Source organism: Micromonospora sp. KC207 (assembly GCF_004348615.1).
In the GTDB taxonomy this organism is placed as follows: Bacteria; Actinomycetota; Actinomycetes; order Mycobacteriales; family Micromonosporaceae; genus Micromonospora.
In genome coordinates, this window is the sequence record NZ_SMKJ01000238.1 from 1 (window position 1) to 11,272 (window position 11,272).

10 protein-coding genes and 1 tRNA gene are annotated in these 11,272 nt (G+C 73.8%); 6 read left to right on the forward strand and 5 right to left on the reverse strand.

The window, feature by feature from the left end; all coding sequences use genetic code 11:
- Positions 1–854, forward strand: an 854-nt coding sequence (gene rlmB, locus E1258_RS24500; protein ID WP_132405257.1) for a 23S rRNA (guanosine(2251)-2'-O)-methyltransferase RlmB, incomplete at its 5' end; no start/stop codon positions are given.
- Positions 855–999: 145 nt separating this feature from the next.
- Here rlmB and E1258_RS24505 read toward each other — a convergent pair.
- Positions 1,000–2,091 (reverse strand): ABC transporter ATP-binding protein, encoded by a 1,092-nt coding sequence (locus tag E1258_RS24505; protein ID WP_132405259.1) that lies wholly within the window; start codon positions 2,089–2,091, stop codon positions 1,000–1,002.
- Positions 2,092–2,445: 354 nt separating this feature from the next.
- On the opposite strand from E1258_RS24505, the gene E1258_RS24510 reads away from it, so the two are divergent.
- The 4 genes from E1258_RS24510 (at position 2,446) to E1258_RS24525 (ending at position 5,184) form a co-directional block, all read left to right on the forward strand.
- Positions 2,446–2,522: transfer RNA gene (locus E1258_RS24510), tRNA-Thr, on the forward strand.
- Between the two features lie 62 nt (positions 2,523–2,584).
- Positions 2,585–2,983, forward strand: coding sequence for a helix-turn-helix domain-containing protein (locus tag E1258_RS24515; RefSeq protein ID WP_132405261.1), 399 nt, complete (start codon positions 2,585–2,587; stop codon positions 2,981–2,983).
- A 35-nt stretch (positions 2,984–3,018) separates the two neighbouring features.
- Positions 3,019–3,438 carry a VOC family protein gene (locus E1258_RS24520; protein WP_050777940.1) on the forward strand — a complete coding sequence of 140 codons (420 nt, stop codon included), beginning with the start codon at positions 3,019–3,021 and terminating at the stop codon, positions 3,436–3,438.
- A gap of 162 nt (positions 3,439–3,600) precedes the next feature.
- Entirely contained in the window at positions 3,601–5,184 is a 1,584-nt protein-coding gene (locus E1258_RS24525; protein WP_132405263.1) for a serine/threonine-protein kinase, read from the forward strand.
- Between the two features lie 141 nt (positions 5,185–5,325).
- Here E1258_RS24525 and E1258_RS24530 read toward each other — a convergent pair whose 3' ends face one another.
- From E1258_RS24530 to E1258_RS24545, 4 genes are all read right to left on the reverse strand, one after another.
- Entirely contained in the window at positions 5,326–5,769 is a 444-nt protein-coding gene (locus tag E1258_RS24530) for an HNH endonuclease (RefSeq protein ID WP_132405265.1), read from the reverse strand.
- Positions 5,770–5,989: 220 nt separating this feature from the next.
- Positions 5,990–7,201: a hypothetical protein gene (locus tag E1258_RS24535; protein ID WP_243715662.1), complete on the reverse strand. Its 1,212-nt coding sequence runs from the start codon at positions 7,199–7,201 to the stop codon at positions 5,990–5,992.
- Positions 7,202–7,353: 152 nt separating this feature from the next.
- A complete protein-coding gene (locus E1258_RS24540; protein ID WP_132405269.1) occupies positions 7,354–8,880 on the reverse strand; it encodes an FAD-dependent oxidoreductase in 1,527 nt (508 codons plus the stop codon).
- Positions 8,881–8,968: 88 nt separating this feature from the next.
- Complete coding sequence (locus E1258_RS24545) at positions 8,969–9,451, reverse strand: MSMEG_6728 family protein (RefSeq protein WP_132405271.1); 483 nt, start codon at positions 9,449–9,451, stop codon at positions 8,969–8,971.
- 88 nt (positions 9,452–9,539) lie between these two features.
- Here E1258_RS24545 and E1258_RS24550 point away from each other — a divergent pair.
- A partial coding sequence (locus E1258_RS24550; RefSeq protein ID WP_207919696.1) for a TrkA family potassium uptake protein occupies positions 9,540–11,272 on the forward strand: 1,733 nt, incomplete at its 3' end.

Here is an 11,272-nt window from a genome sequence, read left to right on the forward strand (position 1 = left end):
AGCGCACCGAACGGGAACCCGTACGCGGTGCCGGCGGGCGGGGCGGCAAGCCGACCGGGCGCACCGGTCCCCGGGTCGCGCCGGGCCGCAAGTCCAACCCGGCGAAGGACACCCCGGAGCTGCTGGTCGGGCGGAACCCGGTGCTGGAGTCGCTGCGCGCCCAGGTGCCGGCCACCGCGCTCTACACGGCCCACGGCATCGAGATCGACGACCGGGTCAACGAGATCGTCCGCACCGCCGCCGACCGGGGCATCGCCATCCTGGAGATCAGCCGGGCCGAGCTTGACCGGATGACGGGCGGGGTGCTGCACCAGGGCATCGGCCTCCAGGTGCCGCCGTTCGCGTACGAGCCGTTCGAGGACCTGGTGGCGGCGGCGCTGGAGCAGACCGCCCCGCTGCTGGTCGCGCTCGACGGGGTCACCGATCCGCGTAACCTCGGCGCGGTGATCCGGTCCGCCGCCGCGTTCGGCGCGCAGGGCGTGTTCGTACCGGAGCGGCGTGCCGCCGGGATCACCGCGACCGCCTGGCGCACCAGCGCCGGTGCGGCGGCGCGGGTGCCAGTTGCCCAGGTCACCAACCTGACCCGGTCGTTGAAGGCCTGCCAGGATGCCGGTTTCATGGTCGTCGGCCTGGACGCCGACGGCGACACCGACCTGTACGACCTGGAGGCCGCCGTCGGCCCGCTGGTCGTGGTCGTCGGCTCCGAGGGGCGCGGGCTGTCCCGGCTGGTCGGCGAGACCTGCGACCTGACCGTGAGCATCCCGATGGTCTCCGAGGTGGAGTCGCTCAACGCCAGCGTCGCCGCTGCGGTCACCCTCGCCGAGGTGGCCCGCCGCCGGGCCGCGGAGGCGTGAGCGCAGCCCACGAGTGACGCGGCGGGCCGCCCCCACGCCAGGGGGCGGCCCGCCGCACGTCCAGCCAGTCACGGGTACGACGTCGCCGGTACGACGAAAAGAGCGGCCCGCCACCCGGCGGACCGCCCTTTTCGTGCTGACTACGTCAGATCCGCTTGCCGGTGGTGGCGTGGAAGACGTGGGTACGGCCGGTGCGCGGCTTGACGAACACGGTGTCGCCCATGTTCGGCATGGTGCGCCGGTCGGTGCGGACCACGAAGCGCTCGTTGTGGCCCTCCAGTGCGGCGTGGCCGTACACGTTCGCGTCGGAGCCCAGGTCCTCGACCAGCTCGACCACGACGGGCATGCCGCCCTCGGTCGGGCTGACCAGGTCGCAGTCCTCCGGACGGAAGCCCACGGTGATCTTGCCGTTGCCGCCCTCGGCCTGGGCCGCCTCGATCTGCTCGCGGGTCAGCGGGATGGTCATCTCGGCGAACGCCGCGCCCTGCTCGGCGAACGGCACGGTCTTGATGTTCATGGCCGGGGAGCCCATGAATCCCGCGACGAAGACGTTGGCCGGGGTGTCGTAGAGCGCCCGGGGGGTGTCCACCTGCTGGAGGACGCCGTCGAGCATGACCGCCACCCGGTGGCCCATGGTCATGGCCTCGACCTGGTCGTGGGTGACGTAGACCGTGGTGATGCCGAGCTTCGCCTGCAGCGACGCGATCTGGGTACGGGTCTGGACCCGGAGCTTGGCGTCGAGGTTCGACAGCGGCTCGTCCATGAGGAAGACCTGCGGCTCGCGGACGATCGCCCGGCCCATCGCGACCCGCTGGCGCTGACCGCCGGAGAGGGCCTTCGGCTTGCGGCCGAGGTACTCCTCCAGCTGGAGCAGCCCGGCCGCCTCCTTCACCCGCCGGTCGATCTCGTCCTTCGGGGTCTTGCGCAGCTTGAGCGCGAACGCCATGTTCTCGTACACCGACATGTGCGGGTAGAGCGCGTAGTTCTGGAAGACCATCGCGATGTCGCGGGCCTTCGGCGGCAGGTGGGTGACGTCGCGGTCGTCGATGTAGATCGCGCCGTCGTCGACGTCCTCCAGGCCGGCGAGCATGCGCAGGCTGGTGGACTTGCCGCAACCGGAGGGGCCGACCAGGACCAGGAACTCGCCGTCCCCGATCTGGAGGTCGAGTTCGTTCACTGCGGGACGCTCGGTGCCCGCGTAGATGCGGGACGCCTTCGCGTAGGTGACCGTAGCCATGCTGGAGCGCTTCCTTTCACCGGCAGGAACGTGCCGGACGATCCGAGTGAAGGAGCGACCGGCGTCGTGTGACGCCGGCCATCGGACGACACGCCGGGCAGCCGGATGTCATCCGTGTCACTGCACGGTAAACGGGTTTTCGTAACCTGCCAAGACATGAAGCATGCGGGTGGGACGGACGGCGCACACATTCCGGGCACTCGGGCACAGCCGGGCATCAATCTCCGCGCGATTCCGGCGGGCCGGCGACGATCGGGGGACTTCGAGGTTGGGAAGATTGCGTTTTCCGTGCTCGGAGGGCCTGCCGAGAGCGATGTTCCCAGCTCTGTCGCTTATGCTGACCACGCACGATCCGCCCCTGTAGCTCAGCTGGCCAGAGCACTCGCCTTGTAAGCGAGATGTCGCCGGTTCGATCCCGGCCGGGGGCTCCACCGTTTCACCGGTGTCCCGGGTGGCGGGATATCCCGCCACCGATGGGTTGGACGGGAGTGGGATGAGCCGCGCCGTGGAGGAGTCCAACCGGGCGATGCTGCGTGCCCGCGACGCCATGGACCGGGCGTACGCGGAGCCGCTGGACATTCCCGCCCTGGCCCGGATCGCGCACGTCTCGCCGGCGCACTTCATCCGCACCTTCCGCGCCACCTTCGGCGAGACCCCGCACCGTTACCTGCAACGCCGTCGGGTCGAGCGCGCCATGTACCTGCTCATCCAGACCGACCGGGACGTCACCGACGTCTGCTTCGCGGTGGGGTTCGCCAGTCTCGGCACGTTCAGCCGGACGTTCCGGCAGATCGTGGGCGAGTCGCCGACGGCGTACCGCCGGGGCCGGGCCCCGACCGACGTGCCGGCCTGCTTCACCAAGGCCTGGACGCGACCCAGCAGTTTTGGATAAGCACCAGGCCAGGGCGGTCGCCTAGCGTTCTGGGCATGACGATGAACGCGATCAGCCGCTCCCAGATCTACGTGCTCGACCAGGACGAGGCGCTCGACTTCTACGTCGGCAAGCTCGGCATGGAGGTCAACACCGACGCCGACCTCGGCTTCATGCGCTGGCTGACGGTGAACCTCCCGGGCGACCCGGAGCGGGAGATCCTGCTGGAGAAGCCCGGACCGCCGGCCCTCGACCCGGCGACGGCCGAGCAGGTCCGGGAGCTGCTCACCAAGGGCGCGCTGGGCGGCTACCTCTTCATGACCACCGACGACGCGCAGAAGACGTACGAGGACCTCGTCGCCAAGGGCGTGGAGGTCACCGACGAGCCGACCGAGCGCCCGTACGGTATCGACTTCGGCATCCGGGACCCGTTCGGCAACAAGATCCGCATCGGGCAGATGTTCCCGCGCGGCTGAGCCTGCGGGCGCCGGGAGTAGGCGGGCCGCCGTCGACGACGACCTGCTCGCTCCTACTCCTACGCTCGCGCACCCGTCGAGCCGGCCCGCGCGGCGCGGTGACCTGCCCGATCGGGGCCTGACCGGTTGGTGTAGCGGGGCCTGTGCTGGCACGCTGTGCCCGTGCAGATCGATCAATTCCTCAACGGCCGGTACCGCCTGGGAGATCGCATCGGTAAGGGCGGCACGTCGGTGGTCCACCGGGCCTACGACGAGCTGCTGGAACGCGACGTGGCAATCAAGGTGCTGCTCGGCTCCGACCGGGCCGCCCGTCAACGCATCCGAGCCGAGGCCAGGGCCGCCGCCCGGCTGTCCCACCCCAACGTCACCAACGTCTACGACTACGGCGAGGCGGTGACCCGCAGCGGGGAGTATGCGCCGTACGTGGTGATGGAGCTGCTACCCGGTCCCACGCTGGCCCGGCGGCTCGAAGACGGGCCGCTGTCGGCGGTGGAGGGGCTGCGGATCTGCGCAGAGGTCGCCGCCGCGCTCGCCGCGGCGCACGAGCGGGGCCTGGTGCACCGCGACGTCAAACCGGCCAACGTCATGCTCACCCCGTCCGGGGCGAAGGTGGTCGACTTCGGCACGGCCGCCGCCGTCGGTCAGCCGGAGATCGATTTCGACGGCCAACTGCTGGGCACCCCCGCATACCTGGCGCCGGAGCGGCTCGACGCCGGGGAGGTGGTGCCCGCCTCCGACGTCTACGCGCTCGGGCTGCTCGTCCACCTCGTGCTCACGGAGCGGTTGCCGTGGGAGACCGACACCCCCACCCAGATGTTGCGGGCCCACGTCTACGTCGAGCCGATGCCCCTGCCACCGCTCGACGGCGTGCCGGCAGAGGTGGTCGACCTGTGCCGGCGCTGCCTCGCCAAGGACCCGGCCGACCGGCCGTCGGCCGAGGAGGCGGCGGCACGGCTGGCGGCGGTGGTCACCCGGATGCGGGCCGAGGCGGCGGACCGGCCCCGGGGTGCTGCCGCCCGGTCCGGCGGCCCGGCCGCCGCGGCGGGCGCGGGCGGCGGTGCCAGCGATCGGCCCGGCGGCGCGGGCGGTGCCGGGGCGGAGGCCGGCACCGGCGACGCGAGGCGCGCAGCGGCGCTGGCGTCGCGGCGGCGGTACCGGGCCTTGGTCGTGGTCGGCGGCGCGCTGGTCATCGCCGTCGCGGCGGCCGGCCCGCTCGCCGACTCGTCCCGTCCGCACCGGCCCGGCACGTCCGGTCTGACGGCGTCGGCGGTGCCCTCCGCCCACGGCACCGTCGCCCCCGTCGACGGGAGCCGGCCCACCGGTGGACTCGGCCTGCCCGGCGGGGGCGGCGGATCGGTCCGCCCCGGCGAGCCGGTTCACAGCCCGAGCCCGGGTGGTGGCTCCCAGAGCCCGTCGGCTCCCGGGAGTCCGGGCGGGTCACCGACGGCTCCGGCCCCGTCCTCGTCCGCCCCGGGCTCCGGCGGCCACACGGTCCAGCCGACTCCCGCCGAGCCGCCAGCGGTCGCGGTGCACGCGAGCGGCGGCACCGTCCGGATCGCCTGCACGGGCCAGACCGCGGCGGTGACGTCGACCGCGCCGGCGGACGGCTACCAGGTCGAGGAGCACGTGCCCGGACCCACCCGGGAGGTCCGCGTCGTGTTCGGTTCCGCCACCCACGCGAGCGAGGTCAGGGCGAAATGCGCCAACGGCAAGGTGGTGCCGAGGGTACGGGAGACCGAGCGCTGACCATGCCGCCATCGGCCCGGAACGCAGAGGGGCCGGCCGGGCACCCGGCCCCACCGGGTGCGGTGCCCGGCCGGGGCCGGCGGGTGCCGCGCCCGGGGCGTACACCCCGGACGCGGCCCCCCGTTCCCGCCGGCCGGCCGGTCACCGTACCGCCAGCGACGCCCAGCTCGGGACAACCGGTTCGTGCCGCAGCGGCATGCCCGCCTCGGCCGGCGTCCGGTCGCCCTTGCGCTGGTTGCACGCGTAGCAGGCGGCGGTGGTGTTGCGCCAGGTGTTCCGGCCGCCCCGCGAGCGGGGCAGGACGTGGTCGATGGTGCTGGCCGGCCCGCCGCAGTAGGCGCAACAGCGGTCGTCGCGGCGCAGCACGCCCGCCCGGGACCAGGCCGGCCCGGCGCTGAACCGCCAACGGGTCACCACGTACCGGACGAGGCGGACCACCCGGGGGACCGGGAAGATCCCGATCACCTGGTCCGGCTCGGCCTCGTGGATCTCGGCGACCCGCCGGCAGAGCATCCGGATCGCGTGCTGGACGGTGACCCGGTGCAGCGGGCCGAGGTCGGCGTTGATGACGAGGACGGCGTCCACCGGGTTCTCCTTCCAGGGCTGACGGTGGGCCGGGCCGGACAGCGAAGTGCCGCCCGGTCCGGCGGGAACGGGCGGCCGACGCGTGCGGGCACGCGTCAGCCGGGCCCCCCGTCCTGGGGCGCGACGGATCGGCAACCGTCGACGGATGGCGTCGACGACACGTCTCTGACGTGCGACAACGACATGTCTGTCTCCCGGTTGGCTGGTTGACCTGGCGCGATCACGGTAGGTCGGCGGGGGCGAGGCCGGCAACGTATTTCGATCCTCCGGCGACCTGACCCGGGTGGCGCTGCCGCCGGGTCCGGGCGGCGGCCCGCGCGTTGGCCAGCGGCCCGTCGACCCGGTCCGCCATCCGCACGGTCAGCTCGCCGTCCAGCAGCGGCCGGTTCACCTCGCCCGCGACCGCGAGGGTCGGCCCGGACACCGTCCGCCAGATCGCGGTCAGCCCGGCGCCCAGCCCGACCAGGGCGACGGCCGCGCGGGTGGTGGGGGAGCCGGCCGCCGCGGCGGCGCTCACCCCGACCACCGCGAACAGCACCGCCAGCAGCGGTACGAGCACCGGCCAGAATATCCCCCGGGCCGCCTGCACGACCAGCTTCCGATCCCGGATGATCACGTTTCGGGCGACGACCGCGTAGTCCTCCTCGTCGAGCAGATCCCGGGGGTGCAGCCCGCCGGTAAGCACGTTGCGCCACAGGTCGCCCTGGTTGCGCAGCTCGCGGGCCAGCTCGTCGAGGCTCGCCTCGGCGGGATCGCCCACCCGGGCCCGGGTGACCGCGTCGGCCCACGCCCGCAGCGACCGGCGCACCACCGGGGCCGAGTAGGGCGGCAGCACGGTCGCCAACTCGTCGAGCCAGCGGCTGATCTCGTGCTGCCGGCCGGCGAAGCGCCACGGCACCTGCTCGGCGTCGCCGTGCCGGACGGTGTCGGCCAGCGACCGGCCGAGCCGGTACGCCAGTCCCACCCGGTGGTTCGTGGCCATGGCCCAGCGCAGCAGGTCCACGTTGAGGTCGTCCAGGGCGAGCAGGACCGTCGCCATCTCGGCGGGTGGAACCGCCCGGACGGCGGCGGTGGACGGCGCGGTCCCGCCGGTACGGGTCAGCGCGGCGATCTGCGCGATCGCCACGTCGACCCCGTCGAGATACATCCGCAGCCGCCGCCGGCTGGACATCCCGGTGAGGTTGGTCAGCTTCGCCGGCGGTCCATCCGGGCGTCGCTCGTGTGCCGACAGGTCGGCGGTCTGCGCGTGGTGGTACGCGTCGGCCATCCACCAGCCCAGCCGGAGCGCCGTCACGACGCAGCCCCGCTCGTCCCGGAGTGGCCCGTACGCGTCGTCCCGGTGGCCGTACTCGCCGTCGTCCGTCCTCGGCCCGCCGGCCGCGTGGTTGCCCGTGGGCCCGCCGGCCGCGTCACCCCGGTGCACTGTCGACACCCCGTCCGACCTCCCTGCCCGCTCCTGCCGGCGTCGCCGGGCATGCATCGATCATATGAGCCAATTGTTTGCTTTGCGGCGAATTGTGGCGCAGGGGCCTCCCTGACGCCGCAACCATCGAGGTGTGACAGACGAAGGCCGGACCGACCCTCCTACCGGCGGGCCAGCAGGCCGCGGGGGCGGATCGAGTGGACCGGCTCGGCCGCCCCGCCCTCGGCGCGCAGGATGTGGTTCGCGGCGACGATCCCCGTCGCCGCGGACCGTTCCATCAGGGCGCTCGGGAAGTCCGTGCGGATGCCGTCGCCGGCCAGGTACAGGCCCTCGGCGTCGGTGCGCACCCCCGGCCGCCGGGCGTGACTGCCCGGGGTGAACGCCGGGGCCTGCGCCTCCACCCGGGCCCGCAGCTCGCGCACCCGCAGCCGGGCCGCCTCCGGCCACAGCGTCACCAGCTCGGCCCACATCCGCTCGGCCAGCTCGTCCGCCGGCACGCCCGGCGCGCAGGCGTACGCGTGCAGCTCCAGCACCGAGCCGCCGGTGCGCTGCGCCCAACGGCGGGACTCGTTCTCCAGCCGGTGGTACAGGGTCACCGAGTCCAGGGTGGGCTGCCGGGACACCCCGCTGAACACCGCCCGGCCGGCGTCGACGTCCCCGTCGCACCAGTACCGTGCGACCGCGTACGGCGGGCCGGGGGTGCCGAACGAGGGCATGGCCGCCACCAGCTCCGGTGCGGCCCCGGCCAGCACCGGCGAGGCGGCGACCAGGGTGGCCAGGGCGGGCGGGTCGACGGCGAGCACCACGTGTCCGGCCGGGTACGCCGTGCCGTCGTCGGCGCTCACCCGCCAGCCGTCGGGGCCACGGTCCAACCGGGTCGCGGCCATGCCGGTGCGTACCCGCCCGCCGTGCTTGTCGACGTGCCGGGCGAGGGGCTGCCAGATGGCGTTGCCGTAGTCCTCGTCGGGGCAGTCGAACGCCAGCCCCTCCGGGTTGCCGAGCAGGTAGAAGTGGAACTGGGCGATCATCTCGGCCGCCGACATCTCCGCCTCGTGGTTGAAGAACGAGTGGGAGAAGACCTCGAACAACATCGCCCGGGCCCGGTCCGGCAGCCGCAGCGAGTCCAGCAGCTCGTCGGCGGTGGTGCCGTCGAACTCGGCGTATGTGCGCACCGGGTCGTAGGTCAGCAGCGGCAGTGCGGCGTCCCGGTCCATCGCGCGCAGGTCGGCCAGGCGCAGGCTGGGGCTGCGCAGCAGCAGGGCGAGCAGATTGGCCGGCGGGGCCGGCGGGAGCCGCCCGAACTCCTCCGTCGGCCAGTCGGCGTTCAGGATCGGGTAGCCCGGGACGGGCCGGAGGAACCGCAGCCCCGGGTCGATCCGGCGCAGGATCGACCGCCAGTTGTAGTACTGCCGGAAGAAGGCGTGGAAGCCGTGCTCGTTCGTCTGGGTGCCGTCGGTCAGTTCCTCCGGCCACGCGCCGAGCCGGCCGCCGAGGGTCGGGGCGGCCTCCAGCACGGTCACCCGCACCCCGCGCTCGGCGAGCACCACCGCCGCCGACATGCCGGCGATCCCGCCGCCGACCACCACGGCCTCCACCTGGCGCGGCACGTGGCGGGTGCCACCGCCGCCCGGGTCCACCACGTGCTCCCGTGCACGGAGGAGGCGACCCGCCAGCCGAGACAGTGCCATGCGCCCCAGTCTGCCCCAGGTGAAAGGAAGGGTCCCCTGTTGACGCCTGAGGTAGAGAAGGGTTTCCTTCTCACATCCCCCGAGGGCATCAGCGCACGGAGCAGCGGCGCTCGCGGTCGGAGGCGGGCCAGACGTACCCCAGGTCTGGCTCGACGTCGCCGAACAGGGGGCGGTAGTGGTCCGGGTCCTTGCGCAGCAGCGACGAGCGGTGGCTGCGGTGCAGGTCGTCGCGGCCCAGCCAGGGCGGCAGCTCACCGGCGTCGGCCAGCTCCGCCTGGACGCGTACGGTGCGCACGCCGCAGGCGGCGGCGAGATCGGCGGCCAGCGTCGCCGCGCAGGTGTCGGCCCGTCCCGGCTCGCTCCACACCGCGCAGACGTCCAGCCCGTAGCGGACCAGCGCCTCCTCGTACCCGGCCCACATCCGCACCGCCGGGTGGTTGCGCCAGCCGTACCCCGGCCGGGTCAGCCCGCGCAGCACCTGGATGGCCTCCACCCGCTGCTTGCCGAGCCGCCGGGGGTCCAGCGCCCGCGCGCTGGCCAGGAAGTCCGGGTACGGCAGGAAGGTCTGCATGCCCGTCGCTCTACCCGCCCCCGGGCGTGACATTCGTTCATGATCACGGGGCTGCGCGGCCTTTCGGCCGCTGACTACGATTCGGCGCATGGCGGAGCCCCTGCGTGACCGCGCGCGTCGCGCGACCAGCTGGCGGCTGCGGATGAACGGGGAGATTCGTCCGCATTACGTCGTCTGCGGGTCGGACCCGCTGGCGTACTGGGTGGTGCGGGCGCTGCTCGCCACCGAGCTGGAATCCGGCCGCCCGCGGATCACCCTGGTGGTGCCCGAGCGCCGCCGCTCCGACGGCCCGGACGGGCGCGACGTTCCCGGCATCCAGGTCGTGCGGGCCGACCGGCTCGACGAGGTGACCTTCCGGCGGGGCGGGCTGGCCGGCGCGGACGGGCTGGCGCTGCTGCACCAGGACGACGTCGGCAACATGCACGCCGCGCTCTGCGCGCAGGAGGTGGAGTCCCGGCTGCGGCTGGTGGTCCGCATGTTCAACACCAGCCTCGCCAACGGGCTGCGGCAGCTCTTCCCCGACTCGGCGGTGCTCTCCGACGCCTCCATGGCCGCCCCCGCGTTCGTGGCCGCCGCCCTCGGCGAGGTCGCCCCGACCCACTTCCGGCACGCGGGGCGCACCCTCTACGTGGCCCGCCGCGCGGACGTCCGCCCCACGGACGTGGTGTGCGGGGTGGCCGACACCCGGGATCCGGCCCGGACCCGGGTCCTGCCCGCCGACGAGACGACGGCCGACGTGGTGCTGGCCGAGGCGACCGGGCAACCGCCGGGCACCGAACTGGCCGCCCGCCGGCTGGTCCGCGCCCGCCGCCGCCGGCAGCCGGTCGTCGTGCTGCTCCGGGCGGTCCGCAGCTTCGCCACCCGCAAGATCGGGATCGCGGTGCTGGTGCTGCTGGCCATCATCGCCGCGCTGGGCTGGCTCAACGCCCGGGCCGCGAACGTGGGCTGGGCCGACGCGCTCTACCTCACGGTGGTCACCACGCTCACCGGCGAGGACCCGGATGTCGCCAAGCCCGTGGCCGCCCAGGTCATGCAGGTGGTGCTGAACCTGGCCGGACTGGCGCTGATCCCGCTGATCACGGCCGTGGTCGTCGACGGGATCGTCAACGCCCGGTTGGCCCTGCACGCCGGTCGGATCCAGCCCGCCCGGTCGGGGCACGTCGTGGTGGTCGGGCTGGGCAACATCGGCACCCGCGTCATGGCCCAACTGCACGACTTCGGCGTCGAGGTGGTGGCCATCGACAAGGACCCGGACGCCCGGGGCGCGTCGCTGGCCCACCGGCTCGGCGTGCCGCTGGTGGTCGGCGACGCCGGGCGGGAGGAGACGCTGCGGTCGGCGTCCGTCGAGACCTGCCAGGCCCTCGTCGTGGTCTCCACCGACGACGGGGTGAACCTGCGGGCCGCGTTGAACGCGCGGGGGCTCGACCCGGACCTGCGGGTGGTGCTGCGCCTGTTCGACGGCGACTTCGCCGAGCGCATCCAGAAGGCGTTCGGCATCGGCATCTCGCGCAGCGTGTCGTACCTGGCCGCGCCGGCGTTCGCCGCCGCGCTGCTGGACCGGGCGGTGATCGCCACCATTCCGGTGGGCCGGCACGCGCTGCTGGTCACGGAGGTCCAGGTGGCCGCCGGGTCGCCGCTGGACGGCCGCCCGTTGGCCGCCGTGGCCCACCCCGGCGCGGTACGCCTGCTCGCGCACGCCCGCGCAGGCCAGAAGGCGAACTGGTCGGCCGACCCCCGCCTGGTGATCACGGCCGGGGACTGGCTGACCGTGGTGGCCCGCCGGGCGGGGCTGACCGCCCTGCTGCGCGAGACCACCCCGCC